This window comes from Acinetobacter sp. CE-15 (assembly GCF_051059255.1).
Taxonomy (GTDB): Bacteria; Pseudomonadota; Gammaproteobacteria; order Pseudomonadales; family Moraxellaceae; genus Acinetobacter; species Acinetobacter guillouiae.
Window position 1 is genome coordinate 3,378,158 of the sequence record NZ_CP192737.1, and the last position, 21,877, is coordinate 3,400,034.

17 protein-coding genes and 2 pseudogenes are annotated in these 21,877 nt (G+C 42.4%); 3 read left to right on the top strand and 16 right to left on the bottom strand.

All coding sequences use genetic code 11. The features are described from left to right. Positions 1-26: 26 nt before the first annotated feature. From ACQ7EO_RS15505 to ACQ7EO_RS15530, 6 genes are all read right to left on the bottom strand, one after another. Positions 27-1,379, bottom strand: coding sequence for an MFS transporter (locus ACQ7EO_RS15505; protein ID WP_004819915.1), 1,353 nt, complete (start codon positions 1,377-1,379; stop codon positions 27-29). Positions 1,380-1,421: 42 nt separating this feature from the next. Beyond that, a complete protein-coding gene (gene pcaD, locus ACQ7EO_RS15510) occupies positions 1,422-2,201 on the bottom strand; it encodes a 3-oxoadipate enol-lactonase (protein WP_034617775.1) in 780 nt (259 codons plus the stop codon). An 8-nt stretch (positions 2,202-2,209) separates the two neighbouring features. Then, positions 2,210-3,568 carry a 3-carboxy-cis,cis-muconate cycloisomerase gene (gene pcaB, locus ACQ7EO_RS15515; protein ID WP_434277932.1) on the bottom strand — a complete coding sequence of 453 codons (1,359 nt, stop codon included), beginning with the start codon at positions 3,566-3,568 and terminating at the stop codon, positions 2,210-2,212. Positions 3,569-3,576: 8 nt separating this feature from the next. Continuing rightward, positions 3,577-4,785 (bottom strand): 3-oxoadipyl-CoA thiolase, encoded by a 1,209-nt coding sequence (gene pcaF / locus ACQ7EO_RS15520; protein WP_327858353.1) that lies wholly within the window; start codon positions 4,783-4,785, stop codon positions 3,577-3,579. 132 nt (positions 4,786-4,917) lie between these two features. Next, positions 4,918-5,571 carry a 3-oxoacid CoA-transferase subunit B gene (locus tag ACQ7EO_RS15525; protein WP_154131082.1) on the bottom strand — a complete coding sequence of 218 codons (654 nt, stop codon included), beginning with the start codon at positions 5,569-5,571 and terminating at the stop codon, positions 4,918-4,920. Positions 5,572-5,573: 2 nt separating this feature from the next. Continuing rightward, positions 5,574-6,257, bottom strand: coding sequence for a 3-oxoacid CoA-transferase subunit A (locus ACQ7EO_RS15530; RefSeq protein ID WP_434277934.1), 684 nt, complete (start codon positions 6,255-6,257; stop codon positions 5,574-5,576). 250 nt (positions 6,258-6,507) lie between these two features. On the opposite strand from ACQ7EO_RS15530, the gene pcaU reads away from it, so the two are divergent. Beyond that, complete coding sequence (gene pcaU, locus ACQ7EO_RS15535; RefSeq protein WP_004819909.1) at positions 6,508-7,332, top strand: IclR family transcriptional regulator PcaU; 825 nt, start codon at positions 6,508-6,510, stop codon at positions 7,330-7,332. Positions 7,333-7,717: 385 nt separating this feature from the next. Here pcaU and ACQ7EO_RS15540 read toward each other — a convergent pair. From ACQ7EO_RS15540 to ACQ7EO_RS15580, 9 genes and pseudogenes are all read right to left on the bottom strand, one after another. Further along, positions 7,718-8,171: pseudogene (locus ACQ7EO_RS15540) on the bottom strand (molybdenum cofactor biosynthesis protein MoaE); the annotation flags it as partial. Between the two features lies 1 nt (position 8,172). After that, entirely contained in the window at positions 8,173-8,415 is a 243-nt protein-coding gene (locus ACQ7EO_RS15545) for a MoaD/ThiS family protein (RefSeq protein WP_434279623.1), read from the bottom strand. Between the two features lie 79 nt (positions 8,416-8,494). Beyond that, complete coding sequence (moaA, locus tag ACQ7EO_RS15550; RefSeq protein WP_434277935.1) at positions 8,495-9,604, bottom strand: GTP 3',8-cyclase MoaA; 1,110 nt, start codon at positions 9,602-9,604, stop codon at positions 8,495-8,497. A 184-nt stretch (positions 9,605-9,788) separates the two neighbouring features. Next, a pseudogene (gene mobA / locus ACQ7EO_RS15555) lies at positions 9,789-10,283 on the bottom strand (molybdenum cofactor guanylyltransferase); the annotation flags it as partial. A gap of 303 nt (positions 10,284-10,586) precedes the next feature. Next, on the bottom strand, positions 10,587-10,733 hold the full coding sequence (locus ACQ7EO_RS15560) for a hypothetical protein (RefSeq protein WP_434277936.1): 147 nt from the start codon (positions 10,731-10,733) through the stop codon (positions 10,587-10,589). After that, complete coding sequence (locus ACQ7EO_RS15565; RefSeq protein ID WP_434277938.1) at positions 10,730-13,525, bottom strand: molybdopterin-dependent oxidoreductase; 2,796 nt, start codon at positions 13,523-13,525, stop codon at positions 10,730-10,732. Before ACQ7EO_RS15565 ends, ACQ7EO_RS15560 begins: the two co-directional genes overlap by 4 nt. A 97-nt stretch (positions 13,526-13,622) precedes the next feature. Beyond that, a complete protein-coding gene (gene nirD / locus ACQ7EO_RS15570) occupies positions 13,623-15,248 on the bottom strand; it encodes a nitrite reductase small subunit NirD (RefSeq protein WP_434277940.1) in 1,626 nt (541 codons plus the stop codon). 92 nt (positions 15,249-15,340) lie between these two features. Next, positions 15,341-17,887, bottom strand: coding sequence for a nitrite reductase large subunit NirB (nirB, locus tag ACQ7EO_RS15575; RefSeq protein ID WP_434277942.1), 2,547 nt, complete (start codon positions 17,885-17,887; stop codon positions 15,341-15,343). Positions 17,888-17,925: 38 nt separating this feature from the next. After that, positions 17,926-19,302, bottom strand: a complete 1,377-nt coding sequence (locus tag ACQ7EO_RS15580; RefSeq protein WP_434277943.1) for an MFS transporter — start codon at positions 19,300-19,302, stop codon at positions 17,926-17,928. A 430-nt stretch (positions 19,303-19,732) separates the two neighbouring features. Here ACQ7EO_RS15580 and ACQ7EO_RS15585 point away from each other — a divergent pair, with 430 nt between their 5' ends. Further along, positions 19,733-20,320: an ANTAR domain-containing response regulator gene (locus ACQ7EO_RS15585; RefSeq protein ID WP_151802799.1), complete on the top strand. Its 588-nt coding sequence runs from the start codon at positions 19,733-19,735 to the stop codon at positions 20,318-20,320. A gap of 3 nt (positions 20,321-20,323) precedes the next feature. Continuing rightward, complete coding sequence (locus ACQ7EO_RS15590; protein WP_004819887.1) at positions 20,324-21,316, top strand: ABC transporter substrate-binding protein; 993 nt, start codon at positions 20,324-20,326, stop codon at positions 21,314-21,316. Positions 21,317-21,428: 112 nt separating this feature from the next. Here the strand turns inward: ACQ7EO_RS15590 and ACQ7EO_RS15595 are convergent, their stop codons facing one another. Beyond that, a complete protein-coding gene (locus tag ACQ7EO_RS15595) occupies positions 21,429-21,863 on the bottom strand; it encodes a hypothetical protein (RefSeq protein ID WP_004722173.1) in 435 nt (144 codons plus the stop codon). Positions 21,864-21,877: the final 14 nt, after the last annotated feature.

The window sequence follows — 21,877 nt, forward strand, 5'->3', positions numbered from 1 at the left end:
TGATCTTATTTCTGATCTTGAGAAAGTTAGCTTGCATCGGTATGCGCCACTAAGGATTTAACAAAAATTGCCACAGCCGCAGCGGTTGCAGGAATCATCAATAAGCTTAAAATTGCGGTAAAAGACCAATCATTGCCGAGTAAAACAGCACCAATCCAAGCCCCAAACACTGCGCCAAAACGACCGATCCCTGTCATCCATGCCACACCAGTTGCACGACATTGAGTTGGGTAAAAACGGGCACTTAATGCTGGCATTGCAGATTGCGCACCGTTGATTGCAACCCCTGCACATAACACTAAAATGGCCAATAATGTTGGGTTGCTGAGGCTTTGACCTACGGCAACAGCAAATAAGCCTGCGATAAAATAGAATGCTGAGATAATGCGGTTCGGGTTAAAACGATCCATTGCCCAACCAATAAATAACGCACTCAACACACCACCAAACTGGAATAGACCGCCAATAAATGCTGCGCGTTCCATGGTTGCGCCGGTTTCACGCATCAAAGTTGGTAACCAGCTGGTCAGTAGATAAATCACCACCAAGCCCATAAAGTAGGTTGACCATAACAACACTGTGCCTTTGGCAAATTTTTGCGAAAACAACATGCCAAATACATTTTTCTTTTGTGCCACAGCAGACTGTTCTTCTGGGATATAAAAGCTGTCAGCAAGCTGTACTTTTTCAGGTGCAATATGGCTTAGGATTTTGCGAACTTTTGCAGCATCTCGACCTTTAACAATCAAGAAGCGATATGACTCAGGTAACAGTACAATTACCAACAGCATCAGGATCAACGGTGAAATACCACCGAGCAAAAATAAGCTGTGCCATCCAAAGGTAGGAATCAGCCAACTACTGACAAAACCACCCGTTGCCATACCCAAGTTATAGCCACAAAACATACAGGTCACGAGCAGTGAACGAACACGATTTGGGCAGTATTCTGAAAACAATGTGGTGGCATTTGGCATTGCTGCGCCTAGGCCAATACCGGTTAAAAAGCGCAGTACAACCAAACTGTCTAAGTTTGGCGCATAAGCTGATGCCAAGGTAAAACCACCAAAGATCAACATTGAGATAGTTAATACAATCTTGCGTCCAAAACGATCCGCAGTAGGTCCTGAAACCAATGCACCAATGATCATTCCACCCAGTGCTGCACTCATCACAGGTCCAAGTTGAGAGCGATCAATCCCCCAATCCTGTGCCAGAGCTGGTGCAATAAAGCCCATTGCAGCCGTATCGATTCCATCAACAAATACAATCAGAAAACAAATGATTGCAATCATCCATTGATACTTGCTGATCGGTGCATCATTAATGAGTGCCTGAGCATCCATACTGTTTTTTGGGGCAGCAAATTCCTGTGCCATAGTTGCCTCCTTGTAGGCGAATTCCTTTCTAACCCTAGACGGTTATATGTTCTGAATAAACTTGGACAATGCCTGACTGAACACTTGTGGTTGTTCAATATTGGACAAATGAGACGCTGCCAAGATTTCAAGTTGACTGGTTGGAATGGATTGATGCATAAATTCTGCATCTTGAACCGTCGTTACAGGGTCATATTGACCTGCGATAATTAAAGTTGGGATTTGAATTTGATTGAGCTGATCTCGAACATCTGCATCTGCCAAAGCTCGACAGGCATTGGCATAGCCTTGTGCAGGTGTCACCGCTAAACTTTGTATGGTTTTTTGAGCAAGCACATCATGTGCATAATCAAAATGCCCACTAAACCAACGGGTATGTGTGGTTTTAACAATTTCAGCCAGCCCATCTTGCTCTACGCTATCAGCACGGCTATTCCATGCTTCAGCAGTACCAATTTTCGCGGCTGAGTTTGCCACAGTGATGCTATAAAAGCGTTCAGGGTATTGAATAGCCAGTGTGAGTGCAGTGATGCCACCCATTGAAATTCCACAAAAATGCGCTTTTTCAATATGCCATGTATCTAAGATATCAATCACATCGTCGGCAAAGTTTTGCAGCGTACTGTTGGCAATCACATCACTTGCACCATGCCCACGGGTATCATAAGTAATGATCTGATAGTGTTGTGCCAAAGCATCTACTTGCGCTTGCCACATCCCATGATCTGTTCCAAGTGAGTTAGAAAATATAATCACGGGTGCATTTTTTACGCCTTGGATTTGAACGGCAAGTTGCTGTCCTTGACGATTTTTAATTTTCATACTGACTTTCATGATTTAGACACTCCTTGTGCTGCTTGTAGTACGGCATCAATTTGTGCCTGAATATTGCCCAAGTAAGCGGCTGGTTTAAAAATCTCTGCTAATTCCTGTGCACTTAGATGAACATTCACCTCAGCCATTGCTGACAACACTGTTTTTAAATGCTGCTGTTGCGCAATAGCCTGCTGACAAGCTTGCTCAACCAAATGATGCGCATTTAAGCGTCCAATTTTGGGTGCCAGTGCCATCATTGCAGCTTCTGCCATGATTAAGCCCTGAGTACACTCAAGGTTGCGCTGCATCGCTTCTGCATCGACTTGCATATGTTCAAGTACATCTGTCGTGCGTTCTAAAGCACCTGCGCATAACTGGAAAATTTCAGGAATCACCAACCATTCTGCATGCCAAGTACCTAAAGCACGTTCATGTTCTTGCAGCATGTTTTGGTAGACACTTGCCATTAATGCAGGCACACGGTTGGCTGCTGCAAGTACGCAAGCGGCTGCAACTGGATTACGTTTATGTGGCATGGTGGATGAGCCACCACGACCTTTTGCAGTGGGTTCAAAGACTTCAGCAATTTCAGTTTGCATCAGCAAAGACCAGTCTTTTGCCATCTTGCCAACATTACCGACGATCAGGGCAAGTACACTGGCAATTTCAACGATACGGTCACGCTCACCGTGCCATGTACACTCAGGTGAGGTTAAATTCAACGCCGCAGCATAGGCTTTAACCACCGCGGAACCTTGGTCTTGTAATGATGCCAATGAACCCACAGCCCCACCGAGTTGAGCAGTAAGCACGCGACTTTTCATCTCACTTAGACGATCAAGATCACGTTTAAATGTCGCAGCCCAACGTGCAAACTTATGCCCTAAAGTAATTGGTAAGGCTTGTTGCAACCAAGTGCGACCAATCATGACTTGGGCACGATACTGTTGTGCTTGGTCTAATGAAACTTGATAAGCCTGTTGTACTTGTTTTTCGATCAGCCCCAAAGCATCACGGCATTGCAGAATCGTGGCTGTATCAATAATGTCTTGGCTGGTTGCGCCCCAATGTACATAACGCGCTGCGTCTTCATCCTGTTGTTTTACTATCGCAGTAAATTGCTTAACCAAAGGAATCGCAATATTTCCCGCAAGAGCTGTCGCGGTTGCCAATGCTTCAAAATCAATTTTTGCTAAGGCCTGTTGTCCAACTTGTTCAATGATGCTGGCTGCGGATGGTGGAATCACCCCCACTTGCGCCTGTGCTTTTGCCAAAGCCACTTCGGCTTGGATCATATAAGCCAATAAGGCATGATCGCTAAAGATTGCTGTGACATCAGGCTGATAAAATAAGCTGGCGTATAACTGGCTCATCAGATACCTCACTCAACACGTTGAATAATTAATGCAATACCCTGACCTACCCCAATACACATTGAACATAAGGCATATTCACCCTTGATCTGTTCAAGTTGATTTAAGGCAGTCGTCACCAGTCTGGCACCTGATGCACCCAAAGGATGACCTAAAGCAATCGCACCACCATTGGGATTTACACGTGCATCATCATCTGCCAAACCTAAATCACGGGTTACCGCCAAAGCTTGGGCAGCAAAGGCTTCATTCAGTTCAATCACATCCATTTGCGCTAAACTAAGATCAGCTTGTTTAAGCAGTTTCTTAATCGCAGGCGCAGGTGCAAAGCCCATAATTCGTGGCTCAACACCTACAGTGGTTGCTGCAATAATTTTGCCACGTGGTTTTAATTGGTATTTTTCTACAGCTTCGTCTGAAGCAATCAATAACGCCGCAGCACCATCATTAATCCCAGATGCATTACCCGCCGTGACCGTACCATCAGCTTTGACCACACCTTTAAGTTTTGTCAGTGCTGCTAAAGTGGTTGATGCACGTGGATGTTCATCGGTATCCACAAGCACAGCATCACCTTTACGCTGTGGAATAGTGACAGGTACAATCTCATTTTTGAAAAAGCCTTGAGCTTGTGCTGCCGCAGTACGTTGTTGGCTGTTTAGCGCAAACTGATCTTGATCCGCACGGTTAATATTGAATTGTTCTGCTACGTTTTCAGCGGTTTGTGGCATGCTGTCCACACCATACAATTCTTTAAGTTTTGGGTTGATAAAGCGCCAGCCCATAGTGGTGTCTTCGATCTTTTGACTACGTCCAAAAGCACTGTCCGACTTACCCATCACATAGGGCGCACGGCTCATGCTTTCTACGCCACCCGCAATAATTAAATCTGCTTCATTGGCTTTAATGGCGCGAGCTGCCATGGCAATCGCATCCAGTGATGAACCACATAAACGATTGACAGTGGTTGCTGGCACTTGATAGGGCACACCTGCCAATAATGCTGACATACGCCCGACATTACGATTGTCTTCACCGGCCTGATTGGCACAGCCATAAATCACATCATCAACTTGCTGCCAATCTACCGTTGGATTACGTTGTATCAATGCTTGAATTGGAATAGCACCGAGGTCATCTGCACGGACTGGCGCAAGACCACCGGCATAACGACCAAATGGGGTACGGATGGCATCTATGATGTAAGCGTTTTTCATGTTGTTTATATCCTTAAATAATCTCCCTTGCGCTGCTACTACAGCAGCTCACCTCTTTGTAAAAGAAGAAGTTCCCCTCTTTCATAAAGAGGGGTTAGGGGAGATTTAATCATTCCGCAAGGGAGGGATTTATTATCCCTGTGTCGCATCAATCAATTGAGCACCCGTCAAAGCCTGTAACTCTTCAAAGCTCAGACCTGCAACTTTTTCAAGCACTTTTAAGCCATCTGCGGTCACATCAATCACACATAGGTCGGTATAAATACGATCAACACAATGTTTGCCTGTTACTGGATAAGTCAGTTCTTCAACAATCTTAGGTTCACCTTGCTTGGTCACATGATCTGTGGTGATAAACACTTTCTTAGCTCCTACAGCCAAATCCATTGCACCACCCACCGCAGGAATTGCATCAGGCGCACCAGTATGCCAATTGGCAAGATCACCATTAGCCGCTACTTGGAATGCACCCAATACCGCAATATCCAGATGTCCACCACGCATCATGGCAAAAGAATCACCATGATGGAAAAACGAGCCACCCGTTAGCATGGTCACATATTCTTTGCCAGCATTAATCAGCTCAGGATCTTCTTCACCTTTGGCGGGTGGAGGACCAAAAGCCAATAAACCATTTTCAGAATGTAGAAATACATCTTTGTCTGTTGGTAGATATTTTGAAATCTTGGTCGGTAAACCAATGCCTAAATTGACATAAGCACCATCGGGAATATCTTGGGCAACACGTTCAGCAATTTGGTCACGGCTTAGTTTTTGGTAGCTCATTGTTATTCTCCATTACCATTGGTTGCATCAACTGCAACCACATGCTGAACAAAAATCCCTGGGGTAATAATATGCTCAGGATCAAGTTGACCCAATTCAACCACCTCTGAAACCTGTGCAATGGTGACATCTGCAGCCATCGCCATGATTGGACCAAAGTTACGTGCTGATTTGTTATAAACCAAGTTGCCCCAACGGTCGCCTTGATGTGCTTTAATCAGTGCAAAGTCTGCTTTAATTGGATATTCAAGCACGTAGTCTTTGCCATCGATATGACGGGTTTCTTTACCATCTGCCAATAATGTGCCAAAGCCTGTTGGGGTAAATACTGCACCTAAACCCATTCCAGCGGCTTGAATACGACACGCGAGATTACCTTGTGGAACCAGTTCCAGTTCGATCTTGCCTGCATGGTAGAGTTCATCAAATACCCAAGAGTCAGACTGACGAGGGAAAGAACAAATGATTTTACGGACTGCACCTGATTTAAGCAGTTTAGCCAGACCGTAATCGCCATTGCCTGCATTGTTATTGACAATCACCAGATCTTTAACGCCAAGTTCAATCAGCCCATCGATCAGCTCTGCGGGCTGTCCTGCTGTTCCAAAGCCACCAATCATAATGGTTGCACCATCTTTGATGTGGGACAGAACCTCGCTCAATGAGGTGGCGCTTTTATCAATCATCTGACTACTTCCTGTACTATGAATCACTCATTTGTTTCATCCTAGAAACCGATGAAACATAAGTTGAGTGTTTTGTTCGGATTTCTTATCTTCATTCTTGATAAATTTTGTATTTACTTCTAGGCTTGAAGGGAGGTTTTGTTCGATCATTATTTTTTATGTTCGATGATCGAACTTTATCCCACTAAAACAGTCTACTTTCGGTTTAAAATAATTTTACGGAATCTGATTTAAAATAAGGATCTGCGTTATGGACAATGACCAAAAAAAAACCACCCGATTTATCCATCATACTGAAAATAAAAAGATCATTCGCCATGAGGATTTTATTGCGGGGATTGCAAAAGGTTTGGCGATTTTGGAATGTTTTGGACCTGAACGGCATCGTTTTAACATCAGCACGGCAGCTGAGAAAACCGGAATGACCCGTGCAGCAGCGCGTCGCCATTTACTCACATTAGAATACTTAGGCTATTTAGACTTTGACGGACATTATTATTATTTAACCCCGAAAATTCTCAAGTTCTCTGGCGCTTATTTAGATGGCTCCCCTTTACCTAAAATTTGCCAACCCTTATTAAATTTATTGACCAACCAAACCTCGCTGATTTATTCCGTGATGGTGCTAGATGGTTATGAAGCAATTACCATTGCACGTAGTGCTGCGCACCAACAAACAGACCGAGTTAATCCCTATGGCTTACATTTAGGCAATCGTCTGGCTGCGCATGCAACCTCTGCCGGGAAAATTTTATTGGCGCATTTAAATGTCGAAGAACAAAAGCAGTGGCTGACCCAATATCCATTAAAGCGTTTCACTAAATACACCCATACAGAAAGTGCTGCCTTTATAGAACTACTGCATGAGATTAAAGAACAAGACTGGTGTTATTCCTGTGAAGAGCACGAATTGGGGGTGCATGCTGTGGCAGTTCCGATTTATGACTCAAATGCGGTTGTTGTTGCCGCACTCAATATTGTCTCCCCCACCATACGCACCACCAAAGATTATTTAATTACGCATATCTTGCCGTTACTGCAAGAAACAGCGCGGGATTTACGCCAAGTGATTTAGCATCTGTTCAGATAACAACATCTTTTACATGACAAAACATACTTTGTGAAGAACACACTTTGTGAAGTTTGCTCGATATGTTTTTACATATGCCATTGATAAATTGTCTGTTCACACTGTTTGCTTAACAACACTTGCTGTTCAGCTTCATGATCCTTTTGTTGACTACTGTATTCTGAATGCGTGTGCCCTAAATGTGTAGATTTGGAATGATGTGCAAAAGAATGATTGTGCTCAGAATGTCGATGCGCTGATTGCTGCGCTTGAGAATGATGATGCTGAGGTTGATTGTGCTGAGATAAATGGTCATCAGAAGCGCCATGATCATGCTCACAGTCATGGTGGTGAAATGAATCTTTTTGTACTGAATGATCTTGTTCCACATCATCTTTTCGAATACAACAACCCGCAACATATTGGCTCGTGCCATCCAGATAAAATTCTTCTTTCCATACGGGAACCTCATGTTTTACCCGTTCTACTGCTTCTTCACAGGCTGCAAATGCTTCACGGCGATGCGCTGCATAAGCAATGGCAATAATGGCTTTTTCACCGATGTTTAAAGCACCAATACGATGAATGACTCGTACATAAGCCACCGCAAATTTTTGTTGAATCTCTTGCTCAATTTGACGAATCATTTTTTCTGAAACAGGCGCATAGGCGGTATATTTCAGCGCTTTGACCGCTTTGCCTTCATGATGATTGCGTACTGTTCCAATAAAGATGCCAATGCCACCGCATTCAGGAAAGTCTTGAATCGGGTCAAAACTGTCTTGGGTTAAAGGGGTATCCTGAATTCTGTTGAATTGTTTAAGCGTTTGTTCAAATGTATGCATATCAACCTCCCGCAACAGGTGACAGTAAAACCACAGTACTATCCGCTGTTAATAAGGTCTGATGTGGGATAATCTCTTCGCCTATTGCACATGCACAACGCTCAAGCATGTTTCCTGCATGTGGATAAGCGCGTACCACATAATCCAAAACATCCGAAATCCTCATTTCAGACTCACATTGCAGAGTTAAATCGGTCGGCAGTAAACGTTCAATTGCACCAAAGCATTCAATTTTTACAGTCATGTGCTGCTGGATATCTTTGAATTGATTGGCAATGTTTGCCGAGTCTGGTGTATTTGGAATAGTAAATTGATCTGACATATTAACCTCCAATCATATACATACTGATTTTTCGAGATGATGAATGTTTTGATTTTGGCTGTTGATAAATCTCATCAAAGCCTTGTTTTTTCTGCCAAATATAATCAGACAAAGTATCTTGTAATTGCCTATGCTGTGGCGAATCTAATGTTATTGGCGAATATACAGCTGCATTTGGTGAACTGGTTTGCGCTAATCGGAGAGGCTCTAAAACAGGTGAATCTTGATTCAGTGCCTTAATTTGTGCTTTTAGGCTGATCCCCTTTGGCGCAAATAGACAATTATAAAAATCACCTTGTGCGGTTAAACGCACACGGTCACATGTGCCACAAAATGAATTGGTAATGGTCGAAATGATGCCAATCGGATAACCATCAATAAAATACTGCCGTGCAGGCTCGGAAGACTGTCCTTGCTGTAAAGTGACAACAAAGTCCTGCTGTAATTGAGCTAAAATTTCTTGCTCAGTGACAATATCGGCTTGCGTCCAAAGTCCCTCTCCATCTAAAGGCATAAATTCAATAAAACGCACTGTTAAATGCTGCTGAATTGACCAATGTGCTAAGGGTAAAACCTGATTCTCATTGACCCCTTTAATCAATACAGCATTGATCTTGATTTTAAAACCTGCCTGCTGTGCAGCAGCAATGCCCGCTAATACAGGTTTTAATTCTTTTTGAGTCAGTGCTTTAAATTGTGCTTGATCTAAACTGTCCAGACTAATATTCAAGTCATCTAAACCAGCTTGTTTTAACTGACTTGCGTATTGTTTAAGATAGTGTGCATTGCTGGTCATTGAAATCCGCTTTAGCCCGAGCTTTTTTAATTTTTGCAGTTGACCAATAAAGTGCACCACACCTTGACGCATTAACGGTTCACCACCTGTGATCCGAATCTGTTCAATGCCATGGCGCACCATAAATTCGCAAAATATATACAGTTCTTCAAAACTGAGTAAATCATGTTTTTTGATCCATTCTGGATGTTCAGGCATACAATAAACACACTTAAAATTACAGCGATCTGTCACTGAAATTCGGAGTTTTCGCTTGTTACGACCATATTGATCGACAAAAGCCGTACCCTCTTCGTATTGTGTCATTGCATTCATTTACACATCCCAAGCACGATTTAAATTCAAGATTGTTTAAAACTTAAAATCTGCGCTATTTTATTGATCTTGAAATTGCAAAAAGTGTTCCAACTTTGATCATTCACCAATGTGTTTAAGCTAAAACCTGCTCGAATTCTCTCAAAAATAGAGATTTGCAAAAAACGAGTCCAAACCAAGCCAATCAATGTAAAAACTTGAGCTGTTGATATTGCTGTAATTCATCCAAAGAATTGATGCTGTGAAAAAACAGTGCATGATTTTCAAATAACGCTTCCTGAGCGTGCAAATCAGAAAAACATGCCTTTAAACTGCGTTGTCCTTGTTCAAGATGAGTGCAGATTTGATTTAAAGCACTGCACTTTAACAAACAAAATGGATATAAGGCTTTGCCATTGATATTGACATAAGCCACTTGTGCTAAGGGATGACCCGCTAAAGCCATATGTAATCTTTCAATAACCTCAGGTGGAATAAATGTCACATCACAGGGCACAAAAAGTACATAGTCAGATGTCACATAAGACCATGCACTTTTTATTCCCATCAGCGGACCATAAAAGCCTTTTTCATCATCCTGATAGCAATACAAACTGGGAATAAGTTTTTGATAAATTGAATAATCACGGTGGCTATTGACCCAAATCTGCGCGACTCGATTTTTTAATTGTTGATGGATCTAAGGGGCTGTTGACAATTCGTCTATGTTTGCGACTACGTGTGTTTTTTAGGCGATACTAGGCAGGAAATACGAAATTTAGTCATTCTAAATGAGTAGTTCGTAACGACGTAGCGGCAAAAAACACGCTAGTCCCCCGCTGCGCCTTGCGCTGCAAACAAAGCAGTGCTTTGTTCTTGCTCAGGGTTGTGGCTAAAATTATCTCAGCCTTCGTTATGAAACTTGAAAATAGTCTCGCTATTCTCTTCGTTTCATGCCTTGCCTGCTCAATTTTAGCTTACAACGCAAGCCATTTATGAAATGTCAACAGCCCCCCAATTGAATTTGATCATCAAATTTCTGTAACAGTTTATTGATTCCATTCATACGCCTTGCCTGACCGCCCGCAAGAATGACAAGATCAGTTTGTGGATATTGCTTGGCTTTCTTGGGTTTTATAATTCTTTTCATTGTGTAAGCTCCGCTTGACAGGCTTTAATCAATCCGCGAATTTCAGGTAGACATGAACCACAATTACCGCCTGCTTTTAGACATGCAGTCACTTGTTTTTCATGATTGATATTGTTTTCTTTAATGGTTTGAATAATTCGATTTTTGCCTACCTTAAAGCAACTACATACCAATGGCCCTTCACTATTGCCCATCGACATGGCTTGTCCAGCAAGTAAGGCTTTACGATGCATCGCACTTAAACGATCACGTTTAAATAAACTGGCAACCCAATCACGATCAGGCAACAAGGCTTTGGGTGCAATATATAAACTTGCAATAAGGCGACCTTCTTTTAACACCACACTATGGCTAATGTGTGCAGTTTGATCTTCCAAGTTCAACCACTCAAAACTCTCATCTTCAAAGGGTAAGAGTTGTTTGAGATGTTGGGTAGTTTGGGTAAAACGACGACGATCCGCCAATTCATAGCGTACTGCTTTGGCGGTCTGAATTTTTGTCCACCACACCGTATTTTCGATGCTATTTTTAACAATGTGTTCATACCCTTCGCGGACATAAAATACCCCTTGCCACTGAGTATAAAATGGCTGAATCATCACAGGGGTATATTTGAATTCTGGCTCGCCTGAAATTGCATCTACCACTGGATTGACCACTTTGCCAATACGGGCATCCGAAGCAAATTGATCATTCCAATGAATCGGGGCGAAAATTTGTCCACGGCGGATATTGTCACTGAGCACAGTACGCAAGACACAATTGCCCCAAGCCGATTTGATTTCGACCAATTCGCCTTCTTTCAAGCCATATTTCAATGCATCATTGGGATGAATTTCACAAAAGGGTTCTGCTTTATGGGTGCTTAAATTGGCAGATAGACCTGTGCGGGTCATGGTATGCCACTGATCTCGAATCCGTCCTGTATTGAGAATTAAAGGATATTCAGTATTGCTTTGATGGACTGGGTCTATCGCCATCGTGGCAATAAATTTAGCTTTGCCATCTGCATGGCTAAACTGCCCCTGTGAAAACAATTGTGCGAATGCATGCTCAGCCTGATTGCGCATGATCACAGGCCATTGAATGGGCGCCAATTGATCATATTCATCCAATGAAAGATCAGTTAAACCTTGTAAATTGAAGTAACGAAAGCTTTGTGCATTTGATCGCGCATTAATCTCTGCATTTTGATAGGCAGATAACAATGCATGTTCTTTAAAAATCTCGTGGCTATTTGCAAAATCAAAGCCAGTAAATCCAAGCTTTTTAGCCACTTGTGCCACAGCCCACCAATCCGCTTTGGCCTGCTCAGGTGGGTCTAAAAAAGCACGTTGTCGTGAAATACGGCGTTCTGAATTGGTGACCGTACCATCCTTTTCCCCCCACCCCAATGCGGGTAACAGCACATCGGCAAACTGAGTGGTGTCGGTATCTTTGCAAATATCAGAGACCACAACAAACTCACAACTGTTTAAAGCACGTTTGACCTGATCGGCATTGGGTAGGCTGACCACCGGATTGGTCGCCATAATCCAAATGGCTTTAATCCTGCCACTTTCCACTGCTTCAAAAAGATCAACGGCTTTTAATCCAACGTGTTTGGCAATGCTTGGACTGTTCCAAAAACTTTGCACAAGCTGTTGATGTTGTTGATTATCTAAGTCCATGTGTGCTGCCAGCATATTGGCAAGTCCACCCACTTCACGCCCGCCCATTGCATTGGGTTGTCCTGTCATTGAGAACGGTGCTGCGCCCAACTTTCCAATTTTACCCGTCAACAAATGACAATTAATGATGCTATTGGCTTTGACCACACCACGTGAAGACTGGTTTACCCCCATTGAAAATAGGGTCATGACTTTTTCAGTTTGGGCAAACTTTTCAAAAAAGAGCTGGAGTTTTTCTAGCGAAATTCCTGTTTTCACTGCAACATCTTGGATATCTGTTTCAGCTTGCGAACTTTTTAGTGCCGTATCTAGCTCTTGTGTATGTGCCTCAACAAATGCGCTATCCGCATAACCCTGTTGATGTAAATATTGTAATAACCCATTAAACAAGCAAACATCTTGACCAATCAAAATAGGCAAATGCAAATCAGCTGCTTCACATGTGGCAGTAAAGCGTGGATCTATCACCACCACAAATAAATCACTTTGCTTTTGTTGTCTTAATTCTTTGGCTTTCATGATGCGTTGATACATCACGGGATGACACCATGCTGTATTTGAACCGACCAAAATCACCATGTCAGTATGTTCAAAATCATCATAACTTGCAGGTACCAAATCCTCACCAAAAGCACGCTTATGTGCGGCAACCGCCGAAGACATACACAATCTTGAATTGGTATCGATATTGGCTGTGCCCAAATAGCCTTTAACGAATTTATTTACCACATAATAGTCTTCCGTCAACAACTGACCCGAAACATAAAATGCGACACTGTCACGACCATATTGCTCGATATAGTGTTGGAATTTATTGGCGATTAAATCTGTTGCGCTATCCCAATCTGTGACTTGCTGATGCGGATGACGCCCAAGCATCGGATGTAAAACACGTGTGCCCAACCCCAGCGTATCGGCTAAATTACTGCCTTTAATACACAGTTTTCCGTAATTCGAGGGATGATTGACATCGCCAACCACAGACACTTTTGGTCCTAGCGTAGTGTCATGCACTGTTGCTGTGACACCACAGCCTACACCACAGTAAGGACAAGTGGTTTGTGTGCTTGTGATCTTATGTTCTGTGGAGCTAGGCAGTTCCATTACAGGGATACTATTCATTGCTGCTGTGCTCCTCAATGCTATACATTCACTTAAATATGGCTTTCATTTTTAATCGCCCCCTCCTGTTAAGATGAAGGGGGTTAAGCGATATAAATCAGCCTGCTTTTTTTAATGCAAAATCCCGACCAAATAACAATTTATTGCGAATCGAAGAAATTGGGGTTTGATCAGCAATCAATTCAGCGTACCAAGTGCCATCCTCTGTATCACCAAACAGTACCGCACCAACGACTTTATCCTTTTGAATAATAATGCGTTTGTAGATTTGACGTTTTTCATCATTCAGAATAATGTCTTCGAAATCTTCTAGAGGTTGACTGTTTTCTAAATCAATGCGGCCTGCTGAAAAAACATCACAACCACTGACTTTTAACTGGGTTGGAACAGTCGGTGCTTTAAAGGTCAAACTGCCGTGTTCGGCCAAATGTGATGCACAAATAAAGGCTTGACCCCATAAAGGTTCTACCAAACCAAAAGTTTGGTTACGATGCTCAATACATTCACCCACTGCATAAATACTTGGATCATAGGTTTGCATGGTGTCATTGACCAACACACCGCGATTACAGCGTAAACCCGCACTTTGTGCCAAAGCCATATTTGGGCGAATACCCACGGCAAAAACCACCAGATCTGCATCTAAAAGCGTGCCATCTTTTAACCGAACCTGGGTGACATGACCATTTTCACCGAGTAATTCTTCTGTATTGGCTTCTGTGATGATCGGAATGCCCTTTTGCTCAATTGCTGTTTTCAACATTTGACTGGCTTTAGCATCAAGTTGGCGATCCATAATGCGATCCATCAAATGCAAAACCGTCACATTCATACCACGTTGTTTTAAACCATATGCGGCTTCTAGCCCCAATAGACCGCCACCAATCACCACGGCATTGTTTTTAGATTTGCAGTAGTCGAGCATATTATTGACATCATAAATATCACGAAAGCTCAACACGCCATCCAAATCTGAGCCTTTGACTGGTGGAATAAATGGTTTTGAACCCGTTGCTAAAATCAAACGGTCATAACTCACCACCACACCTTTTTCGGTATAGACTTGCTTACGGGGACGGTCAATACGTACCGCAGCATCACCCGCAATAAAGCGAATATTTTTCTCGGCATACCATGAATGGGGATGTAGCATAATGTCGTCAATGGTTTTATCCCCTGATAAGACAGGCGACAGCATAATCCGGTTATAGTTACCCCAAGGCTCCTCACCAATCACCGTCACCTCATAACGATCAGGTGCCATATCCAGCAAATCTTCCAAGCAACGCATGCCTGCCAATCCGTTCCCCACCAGAACTAAATTGATTTTTTCCTGAGCCGTACCATTATTGGTGATATAAGTTTTTTGTGGCGTTGGACTGACCCAAACCCGGCCATTTTCAATTTTGCTTGGAAAAACCAATAATTTTTGATCTTTGTCTTCTAAACAACGGCCTGTTGCTAAACTAAAATGTTGCTTATAAATCGGTGATGCAACTACACGTTCACCTTGTAAATCACCAATAATTCCACGTGACATGACAAAGGCTTTGCTAAATGGGTCTTGGTTGCTCAGCGCATATACACGCTTTTCACTGCCTACCCGAAAAATAGCCACTTGTTGTTGCCCGAGTAATGCGCCTACACCTGTATTGGGCGTAATCTCCTGCAATGCACAAATATCGAGCCAATCGAGTTCATTCATATCTTTTAAAATGGTCATTGTATTTATCCTTTTAACAACGTTGATCAGATCTTCCACCAGACTTGTTTTTAAGCTGTGGAATAAGGCCAATAAAGCAAGTGTTCATATGCTTATGCTTCAACTACAGGAATACGGCTCTGATCACGTTCTGATTCAGTTTTTGGGCGAATTTGCCCACGGACTTTGGCAAACTGAATATGTGGATCTTGCTGTTGCTCAGCTTTGGCATTAATAAAGGTCACAAAACGTTTACGTACTTCAGGATCTTCCACCGCAGTGCGCCATTCGTCTTGATAAGTGCCCACCACATGGCTCATTTGACGTTCAAGTTCAGCAGCAACCCCTAAGGAATCATGTACAACAACATCTTTAAGATAATCCAAACCACCTTCCATATTGTCACGCCATACTGAAGTCCGTTGTAAACGATCCGCTGTTTGGATATAGAACATAAAAAAGCGGTCGATATATTGAATTAAAGTTTGCGTATCTAGGTCAGAAGCTAAAAGTTCTGCATGGCGAGGTTTCATTCCCCCATTGCCACAGACATATAAGTTCCAGCCTTTTTCAGTGGCAATCACCCCAACATCTTTGCTTTGTGCTTCGGCACACTCACGGGTACAACCCGAAACTGCCATTTTTAATTTATGTGGGGAACGCAAACCTTTGTAGCGATTTTCAAGGAAGATGGCTAAACCGACAGAGTCATCGACACCATAACGACACCATGTGCTCCCAACACAAGATTTAACGGTACGTAATGACTTGCCATAGGCATGACCAGACTCAAAACCAGCATTGATCAGCTTTTCCCAAATTTCTGGCAATTGATGGACTTGTGCTCCAAATAAGTCTACCCGTTGCCCACCGGTTAGCTTGGTATATAAACCATATTCTTTGGCAATCTGACCGACTGCAATCAAACCATCTGGCGTCACTTCACCGCCTGCCATACGTGGTACAACAGAATACGAACCATCTTTTTGAATATTGCCTAGATAGTAGTCATTACTGTCTTGCAACCCAGCATGATTTGAGGTGAGAACAAAGTCATTCCAGCAAGATGCCAAGATATTGGCCACTGTCGGTTTGCAAATATCACAACCTAAACCATGCCCATGTTGTTGAATCAAATCATCAAAGCTTTTAATTTCATTGACCCGTACCAAGTGATACAACTCTTGGCGTGAGTAAGCAAAGTGTTCACAAAGATGATTATTGACCGTTACCCCTTGACGTTGTAATTCAGATTTTAAAACTTGGGTCACTAAGGGTGCACATCCACCACATGCGGTTGCGGCTTTGGTACATTTTTTTAACGCACCTAATGAGGTCGAACCCTCTGCAATTGCACTACAAATATCTGCTTTAGAAACGTTATTACATGAACAAATCGTGGCACTGTCTGGCAATAAATCTACACCACTACCTCCCACTTTTGCTGAAGATTGTGCATAGCCTGGCATGATTAAACTTTCTGGATTTTCAGGTACAGCCAATCCATTGAGCATCATTTGCAATAAGTCGTTATATTCTTTGGCGCAACCGACCAGTACCGCACCTAGTAATTGGGTTTTCTCTGCATTGACCACGATCTTTTTATAGACCATTGCATCCTCATCGGCATAGAAATAGCTCAATGCATTTGCAGTCATGGCATGAGCATCGCCTACCGATGCCACATCGACACCCATCAGTTTTAGCTTGGTGCTCATGTCTGCGCCAGCAAATGTAGGGCAACTTTGTTGCATCACATGTTTTGCCGCAATCCGTGCCATGTCATAACCGGGCGCCACTAAACCATAAATTTTATTGTTCCATAATGCACATTCACCAATTGCATAAATGTCTGCATCTGAAGTTTGGCAGTAATCGTTGATCACAATACCGCCACGCTCACCTAAAGCTAAACCACTTTGGCGCGCCAATTCATCACGTGGGCGAATCCCCGCTGAAAATAGAATAATATCTGTTTCAAGTTCTGAACCATCTGCAAACTTCATCACATGGGTGCTATTCACACCCTCTTCTATAGACGAAGTGGCCTTTTGGGTATGGACCTTTACGCCTAAATTTTCAATTTTGGCGCGTAAAACTTTTCCGCCCAAATCATCAATTTGTACTGCCATTAAACGAGGTGCAAATTCAACAACATGGGTTTCCAAGTCTAAATCACGAAGTGCTTTGGCAGCTTCCAAACCCAACAAACCACCGCCAATGACCACACCCGATTTTGCCGATAAACTCGCTGCCCGAATCGCATCCAAGTCATCAATGGTACGGTAAACAAAACAGTTGTTACGGTCGTGACCTGAAATTGGTGGAACAAAAGCATAGGAACCCGTCGCAAGCACCAATTTGTCATAGCTAATCACATCGCCATGATTGGTGGTGATGCATTTATTGCAGGTATCTATATCAGTAGCTTTGGTGTTTAAGCGCAGGTCGATACCATAAGCATCGGCAAAGTCAGCACGACAGAGGGTTAAATCTTTTGCAGACTTCCCTGTAAAATATTCAGTCAAATGTACACGGTCATAAGCTAAACGGGGTTCTTCTGCCAAAATCGTGATTTCAACTTCATCACCTGCATGTTCCAGCACAGATTCAATAAATTTGTGCCCAACCATTCCATGACCAATCATCACTAATTTCATATCGATTCTCCTCGATTGTTTTTGCTCTTGTTATTCAATTAAGTCGCACTGTTTTGTTTAAGACTTACAGCATTTTGTTCCATGCTATTTCGCTCAAGTACCGCAGCTTCAAATAACTTTTGCTCTTTCTCTTTATGTTCAACCGAAAAACGGATCATCAATACACAACTTGCAGCAATCACCACCAAACCACCTAAAACCATCAGCGTCGTTTGAATATCCAACATGCCTTTTAATAAGAAACCAGCAGCAACAGCACCGACATTACCGCCTGCACCGATAATGCCAGCCACACCACCCAAAGCATCACGATCAATAAATGGAACCAGTGCATAGGTCGCACCGCAAGCCATATGGGTAAATAAAGCAAATACGGTCATGACCAAAATCGCCAGAATTGCGGTATTCATTTGAGAAAAGACAATCAGAAATACGCCTTCTAACAGGATCATGGCAAACAATACTTTAGTACGGCCATCGAGACCTTTTTTAGTCGCCATCTTGTCTGAAACAATACCGCCAAGTGCACGGGCAAACAGCGCCAGTAAGCCAAAAATCCCTGCGGCCATACCCGCTTCTTTTAAACCAAATTTGAAATGATCTACGTAGTACATTGCGACAATGTTGTGAATAAAAATTTCGATACCAAAACAAGCTGCATAAGCACCGAACAGAATCCAAACACGATAGTTTTTTGCAGCATGCAGTAAAATCGCCATACCACCTTTTTTATCACTGCCCACATGCAGACCTTGTGCACGAAGTTCTTTAAAATCACCTTGTGGGCAATCTTGCGTAAACTTCCAATACATTGCACCGACGATTAACATCAGCACACCAGGTACAATCAGTGCAATTCTCCAGCCCATGGCTTGTTCAACCCCAAACATCACCAATGCGGCAAGCATCAATGGCATCAAGGCTTGAGTTGCGCCACCGCCCGCATTGCCCCAACCAGCGGTGGTTGCATTTGCAGTTCCCACCACATTTGGCGCAAACATAATACTGGTGTGATATTGCGTGATGACAAAGCTGGCACCAATTGCACCTATCAATAGACGGAAAAATAGAAAGGATTCATAACTATTGGCAGATGCCACACCAAATACAGGGATACTGCCGATAATCAGTAATGCGGTATAGGTTTTACGCGGACCGTATTTGTCGCATAAGGGACCCACGATCAGACGGACTAAAATCGTGATGGCCACCGCGGCAATATTGATATTGGCAATTTGATCTTTAGTCAGATGGAATTCACCTGCAATCACAGGCATTAACGGCGCACAAGCAAACCATGCAAAGAAACAGACAAAAAAGGCGAGCCAACTCATATGGAAGGCCCGCATTGCTGCGCTGCTAAAATTGAAAAGATGAATCTTTGTTGCTTTTTTCGCATCTAAATTTGAAGACATAGCTTCGATCTCCTGAACTGAACGTATATAAGTTGCTGTTATGCACGAGGCATATCAGTAACGATCAGAACGGACGTCGTTGGCCGTCTTACAAATTTTGAAAGTCTTCTTTGACTTGATTAAATATATGCATGGTTCATGCCAACTTTATATTTTTGACTGTTTATGGTTTTATTTTGCTTGAATACTCAGTACTTATGATTAAATGATCGTACCTAGATTGCATAATAAAACGTCACACTGTTGATCAGTGCATCTAAAATGTAAGCCATAAAACTGCATGTTTAGGAAGCAAATTGCGTCAATAAAGTGCATCACTTTTCTTTAACATCCTGCGTCTATGCTTTAAACAGCAATTTTAACCTGAGATATTGGCATCTAAATTGCTTATATGCTGAAAGTTCATGTCAGGACATACTTGAGTAGCGACATGCCAAAATTAAGAATTGCCCTGATCGATGATGATATAGAGCGGGCATCTTTTATCAAATCCTCTTTAATCGAACATGGTTTCGAGGTGGTCGCATGTCTGATGATTGACCATTTAAACAGTACCGATCTTCAACAATTACATGCCGATGTAATTTTGCTGGATATGGACCATCCACAACGAGATATTATTGAAAGCTGTGTCAGTCAGTTTGATTTGCCCACTGTGCTTTTCACTAAAAACTCGCAAAAAGACACCATCAAAAGTGCCATTGAAGCGGGTGTAACCGCCTATATTGTCGATGGGATTGATCCAGAAAAACTGGAAAGTATTTTAGAAATTTCAATTGAACAATTTAAAAAACATAAAAAACTATTAAAAGATCTCAATGAAACCAAATGCAAACTGGCAGACCGAAAAGATATTGAAAAAGCCAAAGTGATGCTGATGCAGATGCATCAAATTGAAGAAGAACAAGCCTTCAGTTTGTTACGAAAAAATGCCATGAGTCACCGTATCACCATGGGGGAAATGGCAAGAAAGTTAATCGACGCCCAAGCCTTGCTCCAAGCTAATTTCAAGGAATAAACAATGCATACACTTGAAACCACAGACATTCAATTAGGCTATATTCCTTTACTGGATTGCACTGCAATACTTTGGGCACACCATCAAGGCTATTTTACCGAGCAAGGTCTGAATGTTACGTTGGTAAAAGAGCCTTCATGGGCCAGCCTACGTGACCGTTTAGCTTTTGGTATTTTAGATGCCGCACATTGTCTTTCTGCCATGCTTCCCGCTGCTGCGACAGGCAATGATCAACTGGGTATTCCCTTACAAACCGCATTGGTGTTGAGTACCAATCGTGCATTTATCAGCTTGAGTCAAAAATTGTGTTATGAGTTAAAAATTCACACACAAGATACTGCGCAAGCGTCAGCAGTGAAAGTGGTTCAAGCCTTAAAACAAGGCGATAAAATACAACTGGCTCATGTGTTTAAACAGTCCATCCACCATTATTGTTTAAGAGAATGGTTGGCTTTGGCAGACCCAGATTTGGCAAAAAAATATCAACCCTCCACACTGCCCCCTTCCTATATGGTGGATGCGATTTCATCACAACTGATTGATGGATTCTGTGTCGGTGAACCTTGGAATATCCAAGCGCAGATTGAAGGTTATAGTTATGTGATTGCTGAGAGTAAACAGATTATTCCTGAAGTCGCGGATAAAGTTTTGGCGACCACCCATGAATGGGCAAACAAACATCCGAATACCTTAAATGCATTGCAGACGGCGATTCAGCAAGCACAGCATGATTTAAGCACCTTGCAATCACTGCAACCTATATGGCACATGTTAGAAGACAGCGAGATTATCCGCTTTAACTGTTCACATTTGGTGCATACCTATGCGTTTCATAAAATACAAAATATTATTCGTTCTTTTGGGACACAGGACCGACCTAAACCAGATGATTTTGAATGGATTATTCAACAAATGTGCAAATGGGATAACTTAGAACTGGATACGGCACAAATCAAAAACATTTCGGCACAATGCACGGGACATTTAAATGAATAGGCTAATGAAATTTTTAATCGTTAAATATTATTTTTTTAATAGATTCAAAAGTATGAGCCAATGTCCATATCTTATTCTAAAAGATTACTAGACATTGGCACATGTTTACAGCTTAGAATTTAACGATATCGCCTTTTAAAGCCACACTCGCAAGTGCTGTACCTTTATAACATTGATATGTGGTGGTGTTTTTTGATTCATTTGCTTTGAAATAGCTCACAATATTGGTCACTGCGTTAGCACCTTTGTCTTTTGCTGCGCTTTGCAATTGGATCAATGCTGAACGTAATACATGATCACAAGCCTTTTCCGCAGACTTTCCAAAACCATTGGTTTTTTTATTGCTGACAACCGCCTTTTCTAAAACTTGACCACCAGATTTAGTCCCAGCAAGATAAAATTTTACCGATCCATCTAAAAATCCATCAGCCACAGCTTGATCTACAGCTGCTTTAAAATTGAGATTATGAACAGTGTCCGCAGCCTGTGCAGAGACGATTCCACCAAAGCATAAAGTTGAAGCAACAACCAAGTGTTTAAATGACATCGTTTTTTTCCTCT

What these genes read in the sequence shown, in the direction of transcription:
- ACQ7EO_RS15505 (WP_004819915.1), bottom strand. Translation starts at nt 1,379, where the DNA reads ATGGCACAGGAATTTGCTGCCCCAAAAAACAGTATGGATGCTCAGGCA.
- pcaD (WP_034617775.1), bottom strand. Translation starts at nt 2,201, where the DNA reads ATGAAAATTAAAAATCGTCAAGGACAGCAACTTGCCGTTCAAATCCAA.
- pcaB (WP_434277932.1), bottom strand. Translation starts at nt 3,568, where the DNA reads ATGAGCCAGTTATACGCCAGCTTATTTTATCAGCCTGATGTCACAGCA.
- pcaF (WP_327858353.1), bottom strand. Translation starts at nt 4,785, where the DNA reads ATGAAAAACGCTTACATCATAGATGCCATCCGTACCCCATTTGGTCGT.
- ACQ7EO_RS15525 (WP_154131082.1), bottom strand. Translation starts at nt 5,571, where the DNA reads ATGAGCTACCAAAAACTAAGCCGTGACCAAATTGCTGAACGTGTTGCC.
- ACQ7EO_RS15530 (WP_434277934.1), bottom strand. Translation starts at nt 6,257, where the DNA reads ATGATTGATAAAAGCGCCACCTCATTGAGCGAGGTTCTGTCCCACATC.
- pcaU (WP_004819909.1), top strand. Translation starts at nt 6,508, where the DNA reads ATGGACAATGACCAAAAAAAAACCACCCGATTTATCCATCATACTGAA.
- ACQ7EO_RS15545 (WP_434279623.1), bottom strand. Translation starts at nt 8,415, where the DNA reads ATGACTGTAAAAATTGAATGCTTTGGTGCAATTGAACGTTTACTGCCG.
- moaA (WP_434277935.1), bottom strand. Translation starts at nt 9,604, where the DNA reads ATGAATGCAATGACACAATACGAAGAGGGTACGGCTTTTGTCGATCAA.
- ACQ7EO_RS15560 (WP_434277936.1), bottom strand. Translation starts at nt 10,733, where the DNA reads ATGAAAAGAATTATAAAACCCAAGAAAGCCAAGCAATATCCACAAACT.
- ACQ7EO_RS15565 (WP_434277938.1), bottom strand. Translation starts at nt 13,525, where the DNA reads ATGAATAGTATCCCTGTAATGGAACTGCCTAGCTCCACAGAACATAAG.
- nirD (WP_434277940.1), bottom strand. Translation starts at nt 15,248, where the DNA reads ATGACCATTTTAAAAGATATGAATGAACTCGATTGGCTCGATATTTGT.
- nirB (WP_434277942.1), bottom strand. Translation starts at nt 17,887, where the DNA reads ATGAAATTAGTGATGATTGGTCATGGAATGGTTGGGCACAAATTTATT.
- ACQ7EO_RS15580 (WP_434277943.1), bottom strand. Translation starts at nt 19,302, where the DNA reads ATGTCTTCAAATTTAGATGCGAAAAAAGCAACAAAGATTCATCTTTTC.
- ACQ7EO_RS15585 (WP_151802799.1), top strand. Translation starts at nt 19,733, where the DNA reads ATGCCAAAATTAAGAATTGCCCTGATCGATGATGATATAGAGCGGGCA.
- ACQ7EO_RS15590 (WP_004819887.1), top strand. Translation starts at nt 20,324, where the DNA reads ATGCATACACTTGAAACCACAGACATTCAATTAGGCTATATTCCTTTA.
- ACQ7EO_RS15595 (WP_004722173.1), bottom strand. Translation starts at nt 21,863, where the DNA reads ATGTCATTTAAACACTTGGTTGTTGCTTCAACTTTATGCTTTGGTGGA.